The sequence below is a fragment of the Bradyrhizobium sp. 62 genome, from assembly GCF_023073035.1.
Classification (GTDB): domain Bacteria; phylum Pseudomonadota; class Alphaproteobacteria; order Rhizobiales; family Xanthobacteraceae; genus Bradyrhizobium.
This window is the reverse complement of the sequence record NZ_JADPIT010000032.1, coordinates 943,381-962,922: the sequence shown is the minus strand read 5'-3', so window position 1 is coordinate 962,922 and position 19,542 is coordinate 943,381. Positions and strand designations below refer to the sequence as shown.

Sequence of the window (19,542 nt, the reverse complement as noted above, 5' to 3'; positions counted from 1 at the left end):
GTTCATTTCCCTGGAAACATTGCGACGAAACCGCACAGCACCTGTGCACACGAAATATCGAGAGGGGACAAAGGAGCGTCATTGAAGTGAGAGGGGCGGACAATCACGCGGGTCTACCCAGCTGCGCAAGAACGTGTGTCGAAGTTTGCACCGCGTGGGATGGCCAAGCTGTCGTTGCTGCAGGCGATCGCTCTTGTCGCACCGGTAGGCCTGGGCGGCGGTTTGACATGAATGTGAGCCGTACTTCTGCCGAACCATTATCATAGTCGGCATCGATCGCTTGCACCTGGCGATGGAACACTGAACGGGCGCCATGACATGCGATACCGCTCCGAGGTCAGCCCAGCTGAGGACACCGCGCCGGTCGAGATGAGTGGCTGGCGGGTATCGGGGTCTGCGGATTCTACGCGTTGCTCGGCGCTCTCGCGGCCCTCGTTGCCGCCGCGACTGGCACCCTTCCACACTGGATCTGAACAGCTCGATTGCGGAGCCAGTGTCCGCCAGAATGGCGGTTTCCGGGCCACACCATCACAACGGCGCTAAATCTAGCAGTGGAGATATCGATCCGCCTCGGCTAAGCAATTGAGGATCAGCGAAAGCATCTCTCCACCTCGCAGCCTGGGGCAATGAACGCAAATGTTCCTGCTTGCCGTTCTCGTCCTTCCTTTCGCAGGAAGCTTTATTGCGGCACTCTTGCGGGTCAATGCACGCAACGCTGAGGCATGGCTCGCTGGAGCGGTCGCACTTACAGCTTTTTGCCTCATCGGCGCGGCTTATCCGAACGTGACGAATGGCGGCGTTGTCGGATGGCGAACGGACTGGGTCGCTGAACTTGGACTCGCGTTTGTGCTGAGGCTTGACGGGTTCGCATGGGCCTTCGCCATGCTGATCACCGGCATCGGCTTTCTGGTGGTGCTGTATGCCCGGTACTACATGTCACCCAGTGATCCCGTTCCGCGGTTCTTCTCCCTGCTGCTCGCCTTCATGGGAGCAATGCTGGGAATCGTGCTCTCCGGCAACCTGCTCCAACTGGTTTTTTTCTGGGAGCTGACCAGTCTCTTTTCATTCCTGCTGATCAGTTACTGGCACCACAACGCGGCGGCGAGAGACGGCGCGCGGATGGCGCTGGTGATCACGTCGACGGGTGGGCTTTGCCTCTTCGCCGGCGTGCTGCTGATCGGACACATCGTCGGCAGCTATGACCTGGAGCAGGTGCTGGCTTCCGGAAACGCGATCCGTTCGCACGCGCTTTATGTCCCCGCACTCGTTCTGATCCTTCTCGGCGCTCTCACAAAAAGCGCCCAATTCCCGTTTCATTTCTGGCTGCCGCACGCGATGGCCGCTCCAACTCCCGTTTCCGCTTATCTCCATTCGGCAACAATGGTGAAGGCCGGAGTGTTCCTTCTGGTGCGGCTCTGGCCGGCAATGGGTGGAACGAATGAATGGCTGTGGCTGGTGGGCTCGATCGGCCTGATCACGTTTTTTCTGGGCGCGTTTCTCGCCGTGTTCCAGCAGGATCTGAAAGGGCTACTGGCCTACTCGACGATCAGCCATCTCGGACTGATCACGCTTTTGACCGGACTTGACACCCCATTCGGGCAGATCGCGGCGATTTTCCATATCATGAACCACGCGACCTTTAAGGCATCGCTGTTCATGGCGGCCGGCATCATCGATCACGAAACCGGCACGCGCGACATCCGCCGCCTTAGCGGGCTATGGGCCTTCATGCCGATTACGGCGACGCTGGCCATGGTGGCTGCCGCGGCAATGGCGGGAGTGCCGTTGCTGAACGGTTTTCTGTCGAAGGAAATGTTTTTTGCCGAGACGATCGAGGTCCATGACAATTCCCTCGTCGATCAGGCGCTGCCGTACATCGTCACTCTCGCCAGCACGTTCACGGTTGCCTATTCGCTGCGCTTCATTCGCGACGTGTTCTTCGGCCCGGCTCCAACCGGCTTGCCACGCGTTCCACATGAGCCGCCACTGTTGATGCGACTTCCGGCCGAACTGCTCGTGCTGGCATGCCTCATCGTCGGCGTCGCGCCGGCTCTCACTGTGGCGCCGATCCTCGATACGGCTGCCCGGGCGGTTCTCGGCTCCGCGATGCCGGAGTACAGCCTTCGTCTCTGGCACGGAATTACGCCTGAACTTTTGATGAGCATCGTAGCGATGGCTGGCGGTTTGGGCGTCTACGTCATGCTGCGGTCCTACCTGCTCTCGCATGAGGGACCGCCCTTGCTCGGTCGCATCAATGGCAAGCGGGTATTTGACTGGGTGTTGGTGACATTGTCCTGGCGGCTTGCACGATGGCTCGCCACAAATCTCGGCACGAGGCGTCTCCAACCACAATTGAGACTGTTGGCTGGCGTGGCGTTCGTCGCTGCCCTGCTGCCCCTCTACGCCCGCGGCCTCTCGCTGACGGGACCGTCAGAGAGGGAATTCGACCTCGTCTTTGGATTACTCTGGGTGGTCGGCGTTGGTTGCGCGGTGGGAACCGCGGTCCAGGCCAAATTTCATCGGGTGGTGGCGCTGATACTGCTCGGGACCGCGGGTCTCGTCACCTGCGTCAGCTTCGTCTGGTTGTCCGCTCCCGACGTCGCGCTGACGCAGATCGTCGTTGAGACGGTTACGACGGTTCTCCTGTTGCTCGGCTTGCGGTGGCTGCCGAAACGCATTGCGCGACCACGCCCGGCCGAGGCGCCCGACAGCATTCGGTGGCACCGCGTTCGCGACGTCTCCATCGCGCTCCTCGCCGGGCTCGGTTTGGCCACCCTTGCGCTGGCAGCCATGCAGCTCCCGGACAATCACAGCATTTCGCGATACTTCGTGGAAAACGCATACACGAAGGGGGGCGGAACCAACGTGGTCAACGTCATCCTGGTGGATTTTCGCGGGTTCGATACGCTCGGCGAGATCACGGTGCTTGCGGTCGTCGCGCTGACCGTCTTTGCGCTTTTGCGCCGTTTCCGCCCGGCCCCCGAAAGCATTCCCGTTCCCGAACAGCAGCATGTCCAGGATGCCCACGACGAGGCTCATCCCAATCGACAGAAGGGCGACACTGCCAAGGACACGCTGGCTACTGCGGCATTGATGATGGGCTTGCTGTTTCCCGTGATCGGCGTCGTGGCCATCTTCCTTCTCTTGCGCGGGCACGACCTTCCAGGCGGCGGCTTCGTCGCCGGCATCGCAATGGCAACGGCGTTCATCCTGCAGTATATGGCTCGCGGCACGGTGTGGGTGGAAGCTCGTCTTCACGTCATGCCGGTGCGTTGGATGGGCTTCGGCCTCTTGCTGGCAGGATTTGCGGGAGCTGCCGCCTGCGTTTTCGGACACCCCTTCCTGACCTCGTACTTTGCATATGCCGAACTGCCTCTGCTCGGTCGCGTCCCGACGGCCAGCGCTCTTCTTTTCGATATCGGTGTGTTCTCGCTCGTCGTCGGCGCCACGGTCTTGATGCTCATCGCAATCGCGCATCAATCGCTGCGTCGCTATGGCGTGCCGCTACAGGCGGGGCAACGCGCGCCCGATGAGCGAGCGAAAGAGGAGTTGGTGTAATGGAGCTTAGCCTGGCCATCGGCATAGGTGCGCTTACGGCGTCCGGAGTGTGGCTGATCCTCAGGCCGCGCACGTTTCAAGTCATCATCGGGCTTTCGTTGCTCTCTTACGCCGTCAATCTCTTCATCGTGGCCATGGGACGGGTGCGGACGGGAGCGCCGGTGCTGATCGCAAAGGAGATCGGGGATGCAACGAAATATGCTGACCCGCTACCACAGGCGCTCGTACTGACTGCAATCGTCATCAGTTTTGCGACGACCGCGTTGTTCCTTGTCGTTCTCCTCGCGTCGCGCGGCCTGGCTCGCACCGATCACGTCGACGGTCAGGAGCCCGAGGCGTGAGCGGAATTGCAAATCTGGTCGTTGCGCCCATCGTCCTGCCCCTGCTTGCCGGCGCAGGCATGCTGCTCTTAAATGGAGAGCGGCACCGCAACATCGTGGCTGCGGTCAACGTCGCCACAACGGTTGCACTCGTTTGTGTCGCGGTGATCTTGCTCGGAATGTCTAATTCGGGTCACCCCGAAATCAGGGAAGTCTATCGCCTGGGCGATTGGCCTGCTCCGTTCGGAATTGTCCTCGTTCTCGATCGGCTCTCCGCGCTCATGCTGCTCCTGACCAGCATCCTGGCGCTGGCGTCGCTCGTGTTCTCTCTTGCCCGTTGGCACCGGACAGGCGCGCATTTTCATCCGCTCTTTCAATTTCTGTTGATGGGCCTCAATGGTGCCTTCCTGACCGGCGATCTCTTCAACCTGTTTGTCTTCTTCGAGTTGTTGCTGGCCGCTTCGTACGGACTTCTGCTGCATGGCTCCGGTCTCGCACGGGTGAAGGCTGGATTGCACTACATCGTCGTGAATCTGGTCGCGTCGCTCTTGTTCCTGATCGGGGTTAGCCTGATCTATGGCGTCACCGGGACGCTCAATATGGCGGACCTCTCGGCGCGGATACCTGCAATCGCCGCGGAGAGCCGCGGTTTGCTCGAAGCAGGCGCCGGCATGTTGGCGGTGGCCTTCCTGCTCAAGGCCGGCATGTGGCCCCTGTGTTTCTGGCTGCCGACGGCCTACGCAGCCGCGAGTCCACCGGTGGCGTCGATCTTTGCGATCATGACCAAGGTCGGCGTGTATATCATCCTGCGTCTATCGCTGTTGCTTTTTGGTGAGGGCAGTGGCGCGTCAGCGGGCTTCGGCAGTGACTGGCTGTTATGGGGTGGGTTGGCGACGATCGCCTTCGGAGCAATCGGCACATTGGCATCCCAGGACACCGCCCGTCTCGGCGGCTATTCGGTGCTCGTATCCTCCGGAACCGTGTTGGCGGCCACGGGGACCGGGCAAGTCAGTGTCACCGGTGGAGCGCTGTTTTACCTGGTCAGCTCGACCCTCGGCATCAGCGCGTTCTTCCTTCTGGCCGAACTCATCGAGCGCGGCCGCGAACCCGGAGCTGACGTGATCGCCGTCACGCGAGAAGCTTACGGAGAAGACGACGATGCGGACCATACCGAAGAGGAAGTCGGCACGGCCATTGTGGCCACGATGGGATTGCTTGGCGTCGCCTTTATCGGGTGCGCACTGGTCATCGCCGGGCTGCCGCCGCTGTCGGGTTTCATAGCCAAATTCGCGCTGCTGACGGCGGCGCTTCATCCTTCAGGCATGCATCGGGGCGCTGCCGTTCCTGGCAGTGGGTGGGCGCTCTTGTTGGCGCTCCTCGTGTCCAGTTTCGCGGCGTTGGTCGCGCTGACCCGAGCAGGTATACGCTCCTTGTGGGCGTCGCCAGATCGCACCGTGCCGCGTGTGCGCCTGATCGAGATGGCGCCCATCATGTTCCTGTTGATCATTTGCGCGGCCCAGACAGTGCTCGCCGGTCCGGTGATGCGCTTCATGCAGGCAACGGCGCAATCGCTGCACGCGCCGGCGGGCTACATCAGCGACGTCCTGGAGATCAGCGCCCAAGGCAGCCGAAAGGCGGGCGGCAAATGACGCGATTCCTGCCCTTTCCGCGGATGAGCTTCTGTCTGCTCGCATTGTGGCTACTGCTCAATCAGGCAGTCACGATCGGACACGTCCTCCTCGGTTGTGTGATCGCGCTCGTCGGCGGGCGGCTTCTCACCGTGCTGGAGTTACCAAGCACGCGCGTCAGGCGACCCGGCGTCCTTCTACGCCTGTTGGGATTGGTGGCGATCGATATCATCCGCTCCAACTTGGCGGTTGGCCGGATCATTCTCGGTTTTGGGCGCCGACAGCGAAAATCCGGGTTCGTGAACATTCCGCTCGATATGCGCAATCCCTACGGACTGGCGTTGCTGGCTTGCATCATTACCTCGAGCCCCGGAACGCTGTGGGTGAATTTCGATGCACAGAAGGGCTTGTTGATGATCCATGTTCTCGACCTGGTCGATGAAGCCGAGTGGATCCGCACGATCAAGCAGCGCTATGAACGCCATCTGCTGGAGATATTCGAATGAGCCAGCTCTTGCTGATCTACGCGCTGGTTGCCGCGCAGGTACTTCTGGTGCTGGCTATCGGCTGTGGCGCGGTTCGCATCTTTCGGGGGCCGCGAGCACAGGATCGCGTTCTGGGTTTCGACACGCTGTCCGTGAACGCGATGTTGTTGCTTCTGACGTTCGGGATGCGATCCGGCGAAACGCTCTATTTCGAGGCGGCTCTGGCCATGGCCCTCTTCGGTTTTGTCGGTACGGTTGCGCTGGCGAAGTTTCTGCTGCGCGGCGAGGTGATGGAATGAACGGCATCGAACACCTGCCGCCCTGGGCTGCGGCTCTCACGGCACTTCTCCTTCTTGTTGGCGCCGCCGTCACACTGGTCGGTTCGCTGGGCCTTTTGCGGTTCGGCACATTCTACGAGCGGGTCCACGCGCCGACGCTCGGGACGACGCTGGGCACCGTATTCATTGCAGCTGCTTCAATCGTTTGCTTTTCGGTACTTCAGAGCGGGCCCGTGCTGCACGAAATCCTGATCATCGGGCTTGGCTTGGTAACCACGCCTATTGCTCTGACCGTATTGGTGGGCGCAGCGCGATTTCGCGATACCGCCGAAAAGAGTGCGCAGGTTCGCGGACCAGAGGGCAATTAGCGCGAGACGCGCGAATTCTTGCGGCAGGTTCCTTGACCGGCGAGTCGGTCAATCCAGGCCAAATGTCGCATTGGATTCCTGCATCGCATGCCCACTTCTAAGTACATGATGCGTGATGCTGAGTACTAGGCGAGTTCGCCGAAGTCTTTGCATGTTGGCCGCCTGATCATAGGCAATCAGCCCCGAACTCAGTCCATGCCGCGTTCGCACCACCCGTGCGAGGGAGACGTCACCGTGAGGCTAGAAGGACAGTATCGAAAGATCAAATCGGAGCTTCCTCGCGGATACGACGTCCTGGCGCAGACAGAAATCACTCGCGCGCGGCCCGTATTGCCCTTGACCAGCGATGTCGACGCAGTCTCGGCTCCAAACCCAAACAGATCGAGCGCAAATTCCGCCATGCTCCCTTTCGAGAGCCCTTTGCGCGATTCAGATCGAGGTCGCTCAAATGGCGACTTCGGACTTTCCAGGATTTTCCCAGTGCACGCATCGTGCACACGTCGCTCTCTAACCAATTGGAAAATCTAAACTCTCGCTCCAATCCATGCTGGTCCCTACAGCAACCGAGGCCCAACCAGATCCAATCAGAGACGGTGTCTCCAACTAAGGACAGCAACTGCATTTGAGGCTCACGTCAAGGACGTCGCCTTATGGCGGGCGGCCGGCCAACCTTGTCCGAATTGAGCGGTTAGTTTTGCCGCATGCGAAGGCTGGATATGAACATGTGACCGGTATGATCTTCGGACTTGAGACGGCCATCGCCCCCGCGCACGAGCGGCACAGTTGAGCAGCAACGTGTTGAGCCCGATCAGATCAGGCTCGACCTGCCGCGGCTGAGAATGTCGCCTGCGCCTTTGTCGCCGACGATCCTGCCGTGCTCGTACACCACCCGGCCACGGGCGATCGTCGTTACCGGCCATCCCGTGACGTCGAACCCTTCCCATGGCGTGTAGTCCGAGCCGTGATGCAGATCGGCCTGCCGAATAGGTTTCTTCAATTTGGGGTCCCACAACACGATATCCGCATCGAAGCCGACGCCGATCGAGCCCTTGCGCGGATAGAGGCCGTAGATGCGTGCATGGTTGGTCGCGGTCAGCTCGACGAATTTTTGCAGGCTGATCCGTCCCTTCGACACGCCTTCCGAGAACAGGATCGGCAGCCGCGTCTCGACTCCGGGAATGCCGTTCGGTACCCAACGGAACGAGGTGCGGCCGTTCGGCGTCAGCTTTCCCTTGGGATCGTCGTAGCGGAACGGGCAGTGATCGGACGAGAAGGTCTGGAACACGCCTGACGTGATGCCCTCCCAGATCGCCTGCTGGCTTTCGGCATCGCGCGGCGGCGGCGAGCAGACATATTTCGCGCCCGTGATGTCCATGTTGAGGCCCTTCATGTCGTCGGCCGTCAGCGTGATGTATTGCGGGCAGGTCTCGGCATGCACGGGCAATCCGCGCTGCTGGGCCCAGCGCACCTGCTCCATCGCCTCGCGCCCGGAGACGTGCACGATCATGATGGGAACGCCGATCACCTCGGCGTGACTGATGGCGCGATGCGTGGCTTCGCGCTCGACCGCCTGTGGCCGCGACACGCCGTGATAATACGGCGCGATATGGCCCTCGCGTTCCAGCCTGTTGGTCAGGAAGCGGATGGCGTCGTAACCTTCGCAATGAACCATCACCAGCGCTTCCTCGCGGCGCGCGACCTCAAAGACCTCAAGCAGCTGCTTGTCGCTGAGCACGAGGTCGTCATAGGTCATGAACACCTTGAACGAGGTGTAGCCGTCCTTGACCAGCGCCGGTAGTTCCTGCCCGAGCACGACCGCGGTCGGATCGGAGATGATGAGATGGAACGCCGTGTCGATATAGCACTCGCCTTCGGCAAGCTTGCGGTAGTTCTCGACGCAGGTCCGCAGCGACGTGCCTTTCTCCTGAAGCGCAAACGGGAGGACCATGGTGTTGCCGCCGGCGGCTGCCGAACGGGTCGCTGAGGCGAAGTCGTCGGCCATCACCACGTCGGGGCCGGAGGCCTGAGAGATGTGGACGTGGCTGTCGATCCCGCCGGGCAGCGCCAGCAGACCTGTTGCGTCGATCTCGCGGGCAGCACCCTCGAGATGATCAGCAATACTGACGATGCGGCCGTCGCGAATGCCGATATCGGCGCGAAACTCGTCGCTAGCCGTCACGATGGTGCCGCCGCGAATGGCGAGATCGAACTGCGTCACGGGAGTCTCCATCACTTGATAACCGCCGATGTCTGGAAGATCCGGCCCCAATCGACAAGAGCCCCGATGTCGCCACCCGCGAGCTCCAGGGTTCGCCATAGCGTAACCGCTACCGAATCGAGCACCGCGACTTTCAATTCCCGTTCGAGCGAGTCCGCCAGCGCGGCGCCGTCGAGGTTGGTGCAGAGGATGACGACAGCATCGGCGCCGTCAGCCGCCACAGCGCGGATCATGCCAGCAATCGTCGCAGGCGCGACCTCGCCGAACGAGAAATTGTCGCGCAGGCCGAGGTGCCGCTCCGTGTGCGGGCCGATCCCCTCCTCGGCCCAGACGTCACCGATCCGCCGCTGCACGTCATCGGTATAGGGCGATACGAGACCGACGCGCTTGGCGCCGAGCGCACGGGCGGCATCGATGCAGGCAAGCGTCGACGTCGTCGCGGGCACGCCGGTGCGCGCCGTGATTGCCTCGCAAAGGCTCCGGTCTCGGCCGATGCCGAGCCAGCTTGCGGACGTTCCGTTCCAGGCGATGGCATCGACCTTGGCATCGGCCAGCAGGTCCGCCGCCGGAAGCATCACCGAGGCGTCGAACTGGCTCAGCGCCGCAGCATCGAGCGCGATCTCGGTGACCCGGAAGCGTGAAAAATGGGCGGTGACGCCATCAACATCGGCGAGCATCGCCGCGGTAACGGGCTCGAGCACCGAGTTGGAGGACGGCGTGATCATGCCGAGGCGCTTGCGCAGAACTAACATCGATCGCGTCCGCTCCATTTTCGGCGAAGCGCGGTTGCGCTCCTCGGCAGGATCATCCGCATCCCGCGTACCCGCGCAACCCGCAATCTGCATACTGCATGCAATTTGTTCGAAATGCTTTTATTTTGAGCTACATACGTCTTCTATTTGAGCACGGAGTTTGACAGCGATTGACTAGGATTGCGCGCAAGCAGCGAGGCTTGCGTGCAGCAGAAATCCGAACCGATTCCGGGCCGAAAGTCGCCCAAACTCAAGCGGATGGGCCTGCACGAGCGCGCCGCCGCACGGATGCGAACGATGATCATTCGCGGCGAGCTGCCGCCGGGATCGCAGACCCAGGAGACCAGGTTGTCGAAGGAGCTGGGCGTATCGCGCACGCCCTTGCGCGAGGCGATGAAGGTGCTGGCGGCCGAGGGATTGATCGAACTGCGCCCCAACCGCAGCCCGCGCATCGCCGACATCGCCGTCGACGGCATCTCGGAATTGTTCGAGGCGCTGGCCGGCATCGAGCGGCTGGCCGCGGAGCTCGCCGCGGAGCGCGCCACGGAGCGCGATCTCGCCCGCCTGCGCACGCTCCAGACCCGCATGGAAGGTCATCATCGCAACGGCAAGCTCGACGAGTACTTCGCCATCAACGGCGAGATCCACAACACCATCGTCCGCATGGCGCGCAACACGCCGCTGCGCGAGGCGCACGAGACGCTGATCTCCCGCGCCGAACGCGCGCGTTATCTCGCGCTCGGCGCCGACCGCCGCTGGAGCAATTCGGTCGACGAGCACGCCGATATCCTGGCAGCCCTCGAGTCCCGCGACAGCGAAGCGGCCGGCCGCCTGCTCGGCGCCCATGTCCACCGCACCGGCACGGCGCTGCTCGAAGTCATCGCGGCCTCTCAAGCCAAGCAGACGGCGGCGTAATCATGAAGCTGCTGCTGCTCAACCCGAACACCAGCACCGCTGTCACCCAGTTGATGACGGATGTCGGGCAGCGCGCGGCTTCGGCCGGGACCGAGTTGATCCCCTGCACCGCGACCCGCGGCGTCCCCTACATCTCGACGCGCACCGAGGCACAGATCGGCGGCGCTATCGCACTGGAAATGCTGGCAGAGCAGCACCGCAAGGTCGACGCAGCGATCATCGCCGCCTTCGGCGACCCCGGCCTGTTCGCCGCGCGCGAAACCTTCGACATTCCCGTGGTCGGCATGGCGGAAGCGGCGATGCTGACCGCCTGCATGGCCGGACGGCGTTTCGCCATCGTCACCTTCGCCCAGGCGCTCGGCCCCTGGTACGAGGAATGCGTCCGCGCCCACGGGCTGTGGGAGCGCTGTGCCGGCATCCGCATGCTCGATACGCCATTCCAGGCGATCTCGGAGGTCGGCACCGAGAAAGAGGATGTGCTGGTCGATCTCGCCCGGCGCGCGATCGTGGAAGACGACGCGGACGTGTTGATTTTTGCGGGTGCGCCGCTCTCGGGCCTCGCCGAGCGCGTCGCCGACCGGATCTCCGTCCCCGTGGTCGATCAAGTCATAGCCTCGGTGAAGCAGGCCGAGGCGCTGGTAGCGCTGCGCCTGCGCAAGGCAACGGCAGGCACGTACCGCCGCCCCGCCGCCAAACCCACCCTTGGCCTTGCCGATGCGCTCGCCGCCCGGCTCGAGCATCGCGACAGCTAGGGGAGCTTCGGCCGGCGATGGGAAAAACCGAGTTCGTTCTCGATGGCACGGCCGAAGGCAAACAGGCGGGATTCGCATCCCGGTGGGGCAATGATCTGGATGCCGAACGGCAGCTCGTTCTCCCCTCGCGGCGCCGGCAGGGTCAGGACCGGGAAACCGACCAGCGACACGATGAAGGTGATGGCGAGATAGTCGATCGGCGTCTCCAGCGCCGCGCCATCGATCGCGGTGACATCGCTGATTTCGTTCAGCCAGGGCAAGACGGACGCCGCCGGCGCCACCAGGAAATCGGCGCGGGTGAACAGCTCGCGAAAGCTGCGGTAGATCGCGGTGCGGCGACGCTCGGCCTTGAGATAATCCTCCGCGGAGAGCTTTGCGCCCGCCTCGATGTTCCAGATCACGGTGGGCGTGAGCTCGACGCGGCGCGTTTTCAGCAGCTCGCCATAGCTGTTGGCGATGTGCGCGGCGCGCAGCGTCCGGAATGTCTCGATCGCACCGCCGCAATCGGGCGCGGCCGGCACCACATCGGCAGCGGCCGCGAGCGTCTCGCGGGCCGCGGCGAACCGCGCACGGACTTCGCGCGCCACGGGCGCGACACCGAAATCGGGCGTCACTGCGATGCGGGGACGTGCTGCAACCGGCCGGTCGTCATTGACGACGCCCATCGAGAGCGGGTCGTGCACATCGCCTCCCGCACAGATCGACAGCGCCAGTTCGAGATCGTCGACGCCGCGGGCCAGAAAACCGTGGGAGGCCAGCATGTCCCAGCCGAGCGGGCGGCGCGGCGATGGAATGCGGCCGGGCGTCGGCCGGATCGAGGCGACATCGCAGAAGCTCGCAGGTGTGCGCACCGAGCCCCCGAAATCGGTGCCATGGGCCAGCGGCACCATGCCGGCCGCGACCGCGACGGCGGAGCCGCCGGACGATCCACCCGAGGTCAGCGCGGGATCGAAGGGATTGCGGGTCGGTCCGCACAATTTGTTGGTGCAGACCGCACCGAAGCCAAATTCCGGCGTGTTGGTCTTTCCCAGAATGATCGCGCCGGCGCGCCGCAGCCGCGTGACCACGAGATCGTCCTCGGCCGGAACGTGATCACGAAACAGAACCGACCCATAGGTGGTCGCAAGCCCCGCCGTGTCCGTGAGATCCTTGATCCCTACGGGCACGCCGTGCAGTGGGCCGATCGGCGCGGGCGCGGCATCGCAGATTTGCGCGGCACGGCGGGCGTCCTCCGCATCGACAGTCACAAATGCCGCCAATTGCACGTCTCGGTGCGCGATCCGTTCGAGATGCGCCTCGACAACCTCGCACGACGACAGCTCGCCCTTCGCAATGGCGCGCGCAATGGTTGTGGCAGTGAGGTCGCAAACCGATCGATCCGATGTCATCGCCCCACCATGCCAAACCTCGCATCGAAAGGCGAGCGCGGCGGGCACGAGACTTGCTTTCTGCTTTGGGGCAACGGGAGGCAACATCATGGCTGAAGTGCAAGGCGGCCGATCGCTCGTCGTCGACGCCGTCACTCACCGCTATCCGAGCGGCGCGCTCGCGGTCGAGAACATCAATCTCGACATCAAGGGCGGCGAGATCATCGCGCTGCTTGGGCCCTCCGGTTGCGGCAAGACCACCCTGCTGCGCATCATCGCCGGCTTCATCGCGCAGACCCAGGGACGGATCATCATCGGCGACGACATCGTCGACGCGCTGCCGCCGAACCGCCGCGCGGTCGGCATTGTGTTCCAGAACTACGCACTATTCCCCCACCTCAGCATCGGCGAGAACGTCGCTTACGGACTTGCCGCGCGCGGCGTCGACAAGGCGACCCGCCAGCGCGAAGCCCAACGCCTGCTGGATCTGGTGCAGCTGCCGACAATGTCAGAACGGTTGCCACGTCAGCTCTCCGGCGGCCAGCAGCAGCGCGTCGCGCTGGCCCGCGCGCTCGCGATCAAGCCGTCGATCCTGCTGCTCGACGAGCCCTTTGCCGCGCTCGACAAGAATTTGCGGCTCGACATGCAGATCGAAGTCAAGCGGCTCCAGCGCGTCTCCGGCATCACCACGGTGATCGTGACCCATGACCAGGAAGAAGCGCTGTCGATGGCCGACCGCGTCGCGGTGCTGAGCCACGGCAAGCTCGAGCAGTTCGGATCGCCGTCCGATGTCTACGACCGGCCGCAGACGCTGTTCGTCAACACGTTCGTCGGCGCCAGCAACCGCATGCACGGCGTGGTCGTCTCGGCGGACCGGACGGCCGCCAAAGTCCGCCTCGATGCTGGCGCTGAGATCATCGCGCGGCCGGCGGGTGGCGCGTTTGCCGAAGGCGGCCGCGTCACCGTCTGTATCCGCCCCGAGCATCTGCAATTCGTCGGCGACGAGACCGGCTTTGCCGGAGTGGTCGGCATGTCGCTGCCGCTCGGGGCCACGGTCGTGCACGAGATCACCACCGCCGACGGCTCCAGCGTCAAGATCTCACAGGCGCGCATCGGCGAGACGCGCACGCTGGAGAGCGGCGCCGCGGTGCGCCTCGCGCCACTCGCCCCGTCGCTCGCCAACGCTTTTCCTGCAACGCTTTAGATCCAGTTTTTGTCCAGAGGGAGTTCGACCATGATCATGAACCGCCGAAGCCTGATAACGACCGCACTCACGCTCGGTGCCATGAAGGCGTTTCCCGGATTGAGCTATGCCCAGGCACGGCCGCTGGTGTTTGCGACCTTCACCGGAAGCTGGGAGGAGGCGCACAAGGCCGTGCTGGTGCCGGCGTTCCGCAAGGCCAACGCGGACGCCGCAATGGTGCTCGACCCCATGCTCTCGGTCGACCAGATCGCCAAGGTGAACGCCGCCAAGGCCAATCCGCCGATCGACGTCATGCTGCACGATCCCGGCCCCGCCCTGGTCGCGATCGGCCAGGACCTGGTCGAGCCTTACCCCGTCGAGAAGAGCGCCTATTACAAGGACCTCATCGCCGAGGCGCAGGAGCCGATGGGCCCTGCCCCGTTCTTCCAGGTCGTCGGCCTCACCTACAATCCGGAGGCGGTCAAGACGCCGCCGACCTCATGGGCCGATCTGTGGAAGTCCGAGTTCAAGGGCCGCGTCGGCATCACCAATCTTAACTCGACGCTCGGGACCGGCTGGCTGGTCGAGATCGCCAAGATGCGCGGCGGCTCGGAAGCCAATGTCGATCCCGGCTTCAAGGCGATCGAGGAGCTGAAGCCCAACCTCGCCGCGGTCGCCGCCAATCCCGGCGCGCTCGCCACCCTGTTCCAGCAGGGCCAGATCGATATCTCGCCCGGCAATTTCAACGCCATCCAGATCCTGAAAGCGCGCGGCGTGCCGGTCGAGTTCGTGGCCCCGAAGGAAGGTGCCATCGCCTTCAAGACCACGATCCACATCGTCAAGAACTCGCCCAACCGCGAACTCGCCTTCAAGCTGATCGAGGCGTCGTTGACGCCCGAGGTGCAGACCACGCTGATGAACCCGCCCTATCTGATCGTGCCGACCAATTCCAAGGTGACGATGGGCGGCGAGATTGCGCGCGTGCTCGCCAAGGACACCGCCGAGCTGAAGCAGAAATTCGTGTTCCAGGACTGGAAGAAGATCAACGAGCAGCGCTCGGCCTGGATCGAGCGTTTCAACCGCGAGATCAAGATCTAAGAGCTTTAGGGACCCGACGATGGGCGCAGCACCGGCACCACGGGACGTGACCTCCCACGGGATGGGATTGGCAGTGCCGCTGGCGCTGTTCTTCCTGGTCTTCTTCGTGGCGCCGCTGCTGCAACTGCTTTGGCTCTCGCTCCACAACGACACGGCCGCGCTCCATTGGGGGCTCGGCCAATATTTGCACTTCCTCACCGACCCCTTCAGCCTCAGCGTGCTCGGCTCGACGCTGCTGCTTGGGGCGGAGGTGACAGCCGTCTGCCTCGTGCTCGGCTTTCCCATCGCCTGGCTCTACCAGCGGGTCGGGCCGCGGCTTCAGACCATCATTATCCTGATCGTGCTGCTACCGCTCCTGACCAGCGTCGTGGTGCGCACCTTCGCCTGGATCGTCATTCTGGGCCGCCAAGGCATTATCAACGCGACGCTGCAATCGCTCGGCATCATCGATACGCCCTTAAAACTGCTCTACACCCAGTTCGGCGTGGTGATCGCGCTGGCGCAAGTGCAGATGCCGCTGATGACGTTGCCGCTGATCACCGCGCTCGGCCGGATCGATTCCAATCTCGACGATGCCTCCTGCTCGCTCGGCGCCGGAAGCTGGCGCACCTTCTTCAAGATCGTGCTGCCGCTGTCGCTGCCCGGCGTGATCGCTGGTTGCACACTGACCTACGCCGCGGCAATCACGGCCTTTATATCCCAGTCGCTGATCGGCGGCGGCCAGATGCTGTTCATGCCGATGTATCTCTATCAGCAGGCCTCGACGCTGCAGAACTGGCCGTTTGCCTCCGCAATCTCGATCATCTTTTTGCTGGCCGTGCTCGCGGTCGTTTCCGTCTTCACCACACTCGGCCGCCTGTCGCGCGGCTATGGAGGTGCGTGATGAGCGGGCGCAAGCGTACTCTGGAGGCGTTCAGCTTCGAGCTGGTCATGACCGTGGTCGCGATCATCGCGCTGGTCATCATCATCGCGCCGTCGCTGGTGGTGCTGATCGTCTCCTTTACCAGCGGCTTCTCGCTGCGTTTCCCGCCGCCGGGCTATTCGCTGCGCTGGTACGCCGAATTGTGGAACGCCTGGCAGCTGCACTTCGCAGCCAAGAACAGCTTCATCGTGGCGCTGTGGGCAACCGGCCTGTCCGTGGTGCTCGGCGTCGCCGCCGCGCTCGCGATTTCGCGCTCGCCGACGCTGTCGGCCCGGCTGCTCGATTCCCTCTTCATGTCGCCGCTGGTGCTGCCGGCGCTGGCCTTCGGCCTTGCCGCGTTGATGCTGTTCTCGCTGGTCGGATTGCCAGTGTCGCCGCTGACATTGGTGATTGGCCACACCGTCGTCTGCGTCCCCTATGTGGTGCGCAACACGATTGCGGCGCTTGCCCAGCTGGAGCCGACCCTGCTGGAGAGCTCGGCCGTGCTGGGCGCCAGCCGCATCTACACGTTCCGGCGCATCGTGCTGCCGCTGATCCGGCCGGGCATCATCGCGGGGGCCTTCATCGCTTTCATGTCGTCGTTCGACAACGTGCCGGTGTCGCTGTTCCTGCGCGATGCCGCCACTGACATGCTGCCGATCCGGATGTGGCAGGACCTCGAGGGCAAGCTCGACGTCACCATCGCCGCGCTGTCGGGCGTGCTGATCATCGCAACCGTAGCGCTGGTCGCGATCATGGAGCGTGTCACGGGACTGTCGCGGCGGCTAACCAACTGATCAAGCGCCGCGGAACAGCGAATAGCCCCAACGCGTGAATTTCAGCGGTAGATGGAAATGCTCGTCGACATCCTTGATGCGAAAGCGGAACGGCGTCACCGTAAGGAACTCCTCGCGCTCGCCAAAGAACTCGCCGAGATGAAACAGGACCTCGTACTCGCCTGCCGTCACGCCCGCGCCCTGCGCAACGGGATGATCGAGCACGCCGTTGGCACCAAGCCGACCGTCGGCGACGCGCAACGAGTCCGGATCGATCCGCCAGATCTCGACACGCAGACCCTGCGCCGGACGTCCGCCCGCCACATCGACCGCGTGAATGGAAATACCGCCTGCCACAATGTTCCTCCCGTGAGCGCAGCACCATGGTAGACGCAAACACGGCCGTTCGACCAGCGCCGGCATTGCTGCCGGCGCTTGGCGCCATGACCTCACTGCAGGCGCTGGTGGCGCTGGCTCTGTTCGCGCCGGGCGTGGTGGCACCGCGCGCCCAGATCGAAGTCTGGCAGCTCTCGATGTTCTCCTGCGCCGTGTTCGCGGTCGGCATTCCCGCCTCGTTCTTGGGCGGCGGGTTCATCGCCCGCTTGGGCTCGCTGCGGATCGCGAGCCTCTGCGCGGCGGCGATCATCGCCAGCATGGCGCTGGCTTCGCTCGGCTCGACGGCGGCCCTGCTCGCAGCCGGCCTCTGTCTTGGCCTCGCCTTCGGACCGGAGACGCCCGCAAGCGCGGCGCTGCTGGCGCGGCTCGTGACGACCGAGCGGCGCGCGTTCGTGTTCTCGGTTCGCCAGACCGGAAACCAGATCGGCGCCGTCTGCGGCTCGCTGGTTCTGCCCGCGATCGCAATCTCGCTCGAGCCCGCCTGGTGCTATGCCGCCGTGGGCGCCTGTGCGCTGCTGGCGATAGCGTGGTTCGAGCGCTTGCGGCCGGCTTACGCCGCCAAGGTCATTCCACAGCCACAGCTTGGCCTTCGCATGCGGCTGGCATTGGTGACCGCGGATCGACGCATCGGAATGCTGGCGCTGGCCTCGATGCCGTTCAGCGCAATGCAGGTGTCGCTCAATACGGTCTTCGTCACGCTCGGCACCCGCGAACTCGGCCTCAGCCATGTCGAGGCCGGTATGGCGCTCGCCTGCGCCCAGGCCGGCGGGCTGGTCGGCCGGCTCGGCTGGGGCCTCGTCGCAATGCGCCTCAACGCCTCACGCGGAGTTCTCGTCGTCATCGGCCTCGGCATGACTTTCTGCGCCGCGCTGCTGGGTCTCGATGGCGCATCGCTCGGACGGACGGGCCAGTTTGCGATTGCAACTCTGTTCGGCCTGACGGCCTCGGGCTGGAACGGTGTCTTCGTGGCCGAGATCGCCCGCCTCGCGCCGCAGGACAGGATCGGCGAAACCACCGGCGCGGTGCTGACAGCATCCTACGCCGGCCTCTTGGCAGCACCGGCACTGGTGTCGCTCCTCGACGGCGCAGCCAGTCTTGGTGCCGCCTTCTTCGCCTTGGCGTGCCTCGCCCTCTGCGGCACATTGGCACTGATCTGGGGAGGCCATGACAACACGAAGAAGTAGCGCGTGCGAGATTGCGGCCGACGTCTCCGCCGGACGGACGAGTGCGGTCGAGACCGCCAAGGCCGCGCTTGCGCGCATCGAGGCCGCCAAGGCGCTGAACGCGGTGGTGACGACCGCTCCCGCGCGTACGCTTGCCGACGCCACAGCGGTCGATGATCGCTTGCGTGCCGGCGAGGCGATGCCGCTCGCCGGTGTCCCCGTCATCGTCAAGGACAACATCTGGGTCGGCGGCTGGCGTGTGACACAGGGCTCGCGCCTGTTCGCTGAATTCGTCGCGCCGCAGGATGCGATTGCGATCGAGCGGCTGCGCAAGGCCGGCGCCGTCGTCGTCGGCATCGGCGCAACGTCGGAATTCGCCTGCAAGGGCGTGACAACCTCGCCGCTGTATGGGCCGACGCGGCATCCACTCGATCCCACGTTGACCCCCGGTGGCTCGTCGGGCGGCCCTGCTGCCGCGGTTGCGGCCGGCCTCGTGCCGCTGGCGATCGGTACCGATGCGGGCGGATCGAGCCGCAGGCCGCCGGCTCATGTCGGCATCGCCGGGTTCAAGCCGTCGTATGGCGCGATCCCCTATGGGCCCGGCTTCGCCGAACCGTTCTTCGGCCTCTCCGTCATCGCGCCGATCGCCACCGATATCGCCGATATCGCGTTGGCGTTCGAGGCCATGGCCGGTATCGATCCGCGCGACCCGGATTCAGCCCCCATCGCTCAAGGGGCTAAAAACATCGCCGGTCTGCGCATCGCGTTCTCGCCACGCCTTGGGCTCGACGTCGCCGTCGATGATGTTGTCGCTAACGGGCTCGTTTTCGCCATCGCGCGTCTCTCCGCCGCAGGCCTCGGCATCGCGCAGCGCGATCCCGTCTGGCCGGCGGGCGCGACGGAAGAGGCCATCATGCCGCTTCAGCACGCCGGGCTCGCCGCACTCTATCGAGACGCGTTCCGCGAGAATCCGGCGGTCTTCGATCCTGACATCGCCAGGCAGATCGAGCGAGGGATGTCGTGGTCGGGCGCCGACGTTGCCGGTGCGTTGCTGGCAAGTGCCGGGATCGCCAATGCTTTCGCGGCATTCTTCGCCGAGGTCGATCTGCTGCTGGCGCCCACCGTCCCCTGTGTCGCGTGGCCATTCACCCAGTCCGGACCCGACAGGATCGGTGGCCGCGCGGCGAGCCCGCGCGCGCATGCGGCGTTAACGCCCTTCGTCAATCATGCCCGGCTGCCTGCGATTTCGATACCGTGCGGAACGGACCGGTCCGGACTTCCATTCGGCCTCCAGGTCATCGCCGCGCGCGGACAAGACCGCACGCTGCTTGAAGCAGCGCAAGATATCGAGGCGATGCTGCGAACATAAGTCCGGCCGTCAGAT

18 protein-coding genes are annotated in these 19,542 nt (G+C 64.0%); 14 read left to right on the top strand and 4 right to left on the bottom strand.

From position 1 onward, the window contains the following. Positions 1-636: 636 nt before the first annotated feature. The 6 genes from IVB47_RS33815 to mnhG are packed head-to-tail and all read left to right on the top strand — an operon-like array spanning position 637 to position 6,637. Positions 637-3,558, top strand: coding sequence for a monovalent cation/H+ antiporter subunit A (locus tag IVB47_RS33815; RefSeq protein ID WP_247468058.1), 2,922 nt, complete (start codon positions 637-639; stop codon positions 3,556-3,558). Then, on the top strand, positions 3,558-3,899 hold the full coding sequence (locus tag IVB47_RS33810; RefSeq protein WP_247468055.1) for a Na+/H+ antiporter subunit C: 342 nt from the start codon (positions 3,558-3,560) through the stop codon (positions 3,897-3,899). The genes IVB47_RS33815 and IVB47_RS33810 overlap by 1 nt, the downstream gene beginning before the upstream one ends. Next, complete coding sequence (locus IVB47_RS33805) at positions 3,896-5,527, top strand: monovalent cation/H+ antiporter subunit D (RefSeq protein WP_247468052.1); 1,632 nt, start codon at positions 3,896-3,898, stop codon at positions 5,525-5,527. Before IVB47_RS33810 ends, IVB47_RS33805 begins: the two co-directional genes overlap by 4 nt. Next, positions 5,524-6,012 carry a Na+/H+ antiporter subunit E gene (locus tag IVB47_RS33800; protein WP_247468050.1) on the top strand — a complete coding sequence of 163 codons (489 nt, stop codon included), beginning with the start codon at positions 5,524-5,526 and terminating at the stop codon, positions 6,010-6,012. The genes IVB47_RS33805 and IVB47_RS33800 overlap by 4 nt, the downstream gene beginning before the upstream one ends. Beyond that, positions 6,009-6,290: a K+/H+ antiporter subunit F gene (locus IVB47_RS33795; RefSeq protein ID WP_247468046.1), complete on the top strand. Its 282-nt coding sequence runs from the start codon at positions 6,009-6,011 to the stop codon at positions 6,288-6,290. The genes IVB47_RS33800 and IVB47_RS33795 overlap by 4 nt, the downstream gene beginning before the upstream one ends. After that, a complete protein-coding gene (gene mnhG, locus IVB47_RS33790) occupies positions 6,287-6,637 on the top strand; it encodes a monovalent cation/H(+) antiporter subunit G (protein ID WP_247468042.1) in 351 nt (116 codons plus the stop codon). The genes IVB47_RS33795 and mnhG overlap by 4 nt, the downstream gene beginning before the upstream one ends. Positions 6,638-7,445: 808 nt before the next feature. On the opposite strand, the gene hydA is transcribed toward mnhG, so the two are convergent. After that, a complete protein-coding gene (hydA, locus tag IVB47_RS33785; protein ID WP_247468186.1) occupies positions 7,446-8,867 on the bottom strand; it encodes a dihydropyrimidinase in 1,422 nt (473 codons plus the stop codon). Continuing rightward, positions 8,867-9,607: an aspartate/glutamate racemase family protein gene (locus IVB47_RS33780; protein WP_247468039.1), complete on the bottom strand. Its 741-nt coding sequence runs from the start codon at positions 9,605-9,607 to the stop codon at positions 8,867-8,869. The genes hydA and IVB47_RS33780 overlap by 1 nt, the downstream gene beginning before the upstream one ends. A gap of 204 nt (positions 9,608-9,811) precedes the next feature. Between IVB47_RS33780 and IVB47_RS33775 the strand changes: the two genes are divergently transcribed. After that, positions 9,812-10,522 carry a GntR family transcriptional regulator gene (locus IVB47_RS33775; protein ID WP_247468036.1) on the top strand — a complete coding sequence of 237 codons (711 nt, stop codon included), beginning with the start codon at positions 9,812-9,814 and terminating at the stop codon, positions 10,520-10,522. A 2-nt stretch (positions 10,523-10,524) separates the two neighbouring features. After that, positions 10,525-11,274: an aspartate/glutamate racemase family protein gene (locus tag IVB47_RS33770; protein ID WP_027569364.1), complete on the top strand. Its 750-nt coding sequence runs from the start codon at positions 10,525-10,527 to the stop codon at positions 11,272-11,274. Here IVB47_RS33770 and IVB47_RS33765 read toward each other — a convergent pair. Then, on the bottom strand, positions 11,271-12,662 hold the full coding sequence (locus IVB47_RS33765; protein WP_247468033.1) for an amidase family protein: 1,392 nt from the start codon (positions 12,660-12,662) through the stop codon (positions 11,271-11,273). The genes IVB47_RS33770 and IVB47_RS33765 overlap by 4 nt on opposite strands. Positions 12,663-12,750: 88 nt before the next feature. Between IVB47_RS33765 and IVB47_RS33760 the strand changes: the two genes are divergently transcribed. The 4 genes from IVB47_RS33760 to IVB47_RS33745 are packed head-to-tail and all read left to right on the top strand — an operon-like array spanning position 12,751 to position 16,620. Next, entirely contained in the window at positions 12,751-13,845 is a 1,095-nt protein-coding gene (locus IVB47_RS33760) for an ABC transporter ATP-binding protein (protein WP_247468030.1), read from the top strand. 30 nt (positions 13,846-13,875) lie between these two features. Next, positions 13,876-14,922 (top strand): ABC transporter substrate-binding protein, encoded by a 1,047-nt coding sequence (locus IVB47_RS33755; RefSeq protein WP_247282375.1) that lies wholly within the window; start codon positions 13,876-13,878, stop codon positions 14,920-14,922. Positions 14,923-14,941: 19 nt separating this feature from the next. Continuing rightward, positions 14,942-15,805 (top strand): ABC transporter permease, encoded by an 864-nt coding sequence (locus IVB47_RS33750; protein WP_247468027.1) that lies wholly within the window; start codon positions 14,942-14,944, stop codon positions 15,803-15,805. Beyond that, positions 15,805-16,620, top strand: coding sequence for an ABC transporter permease (locus IVB47_RS33745; protein ID WP_247468024.1), 816 nt, complete (start codon positions 15,805-15,807; stop codon positions 16,618-16,620). Before IVB47_RS33750 ends, IVB47_RS33745 begins: the two co-directional genes overlap by 1 nt. Here IVB47_RS33745 and IVB47_RS33740 read toward each other — a convergent pair whose 3' ends face one another. Further along, on the bottom strand, positions 16,621-16,956 hold the full coding sequence (locus IVB47_RS33740; RefSeq protein WP_247468021.1) for a hydroxyisourate hydrolase: 336 nt from the start codon (positions 16,954-16,956) through the stop codon (positions 16,621-16,623). Positions 16,957-16,982: 26 nt separating this feature from the next. Between IVB47_RS33740 and IVB47_RS33735 the strand changes: the two genes are divergently transcribed. Both IVB47_RS33735 and IVB47_RS33730 read left to right on the top strand, forming a co-directional pair. Continuing rightward, entirely contained in the window at positions 16,983-18,179 is a 1,197-nt protein-coding gene (locus IVB47_RS33735) for an MFS transporter (protein ID WP_247468017.1), read from the top strand. After that, positions 18,160-19,527, top strand: coding sequence for an amidase (locus IVB47_RS33730; protein WP_247468014.1), 1,368 nt, complete (start codon positions 18,160-18,162; stop codon positions 19,525-19,527). The genes IVB47_RS33735 and IVB47_RS33730 overlap by 20 nt, the downstream gene beginning before the upstream one ends. The last annotated feature ends 15 nt before the right edge of the window (positions 19,528-19,542 follow it).

Excerpts from the sequence above, each read along its gene's own strand:
- IVB47_RS33780 (WP_247468039.1), bottom strand. The coding sequence starts at position 9,607 with ATGTTAGTTCTGCGCAAGCGCCTCGGCATGATCACGCCGTCCTCCAAC.
- IVB47_RS33730 (WP_247468014.1), top strand. The coding sequence starts at position 18,160 with ATGACAACACGAAGAAGTAGCGCGTGCGAGATTGCGGCCGACGTCTCC.
- IVB47_RS33810 (WP_247468055.1), top strand. The coding sequence starts at position 3,558 with ATGGAGCTTAGCCTGGCCATCGGCATAGGTGCGCTTACGGCGTCCGGA.
- hydA (WP_247468186.1), bottom strand. The coding sequence starts at position 8,867 with ATGGAGACTCCCGTGACGCAGTTCGATCTCGCCATTCGCGGCGGCACC.
- IVB47_RS33770 (WP_027569364.1), top strand. The coding sequence starts at position 10,525 with ATGAAGCTGCTGCTGCTCAACCCGAACACCAGCACCGCTGTCACCCAG.
- mnhG (WP_247468042.1), top strand. The coding sequence starts at position 6,287 with ATGAACGGCATCGAACACCTGCCGCCCTGGGCTGCGGCTCTCACGGCA.
- IVB47_RS33735 (WP_247468017.1), top strand. The coding sequence starts at position 16,983 with ATGGTAGACGCAAACACGGCCGTTCGACCAGCGCCGGCATTGCTGCCG.
- IVB47_RS33815 (WP_247468058.1), top strand. The coding sequence starts at position 637 with ATGTTCCTGCTTGCCGTTCTCGTCCTTCCTTTCGCAGGAAGCTTTATT.
- IVB47_RS33800 (WP_247468050.1), top strand. The coding sequence starts at position 5,524 with ATGACGCGATTCCTGCCCTTTCCGCGGATGAGCTTCTGTCTGCTCGCA.
- IVB47_RS33750 (WP_247468027.1), top strand. The coding sequence starts at position 14,942 with ATGGGCGCAGCACCGGCACCACGGGACGTGACCTCCCACGGGATGGGA.
- IVB47_RS33795 (WP_247468046.1), top strand. The coding sequence starts at position 6,009 with ATGAGCCAGCTCTTGCTGATCTACGCGCTGGTTGCCGCGCAGGTACTT.
- IVB47_RS33765 (WP_247468033.1), bottom strand. The coding sequence starts at position 12,662 with ATGACATCGGATCGATCGGTTTGCGACCTCACTGCCACAACCATTGCG.
- IVB47_RS33745 (WP_247468024.1), top strand. The coding sequence starts at position 15,805 with ATGAGCGGGCGCAAGCGTACTCTGGAGGCGTTCAGCTTCGAGCTGGTC.
- IVB47_RS33760 (WP_247468030.1), top strand. The coding sequence starts at position 12,751 with ATGGCTGAAGTGCAAGGCGGCCGATCGCTCGTCGTCGACGCCGTCACT.
- IVB47_RS33755 (WP_247282375.1), top strand. The coding sequence starts at position 13,876 with ATGATCATGAACCGCCGAAGCCTGATAACGACCGCACTCACGCTCGGT.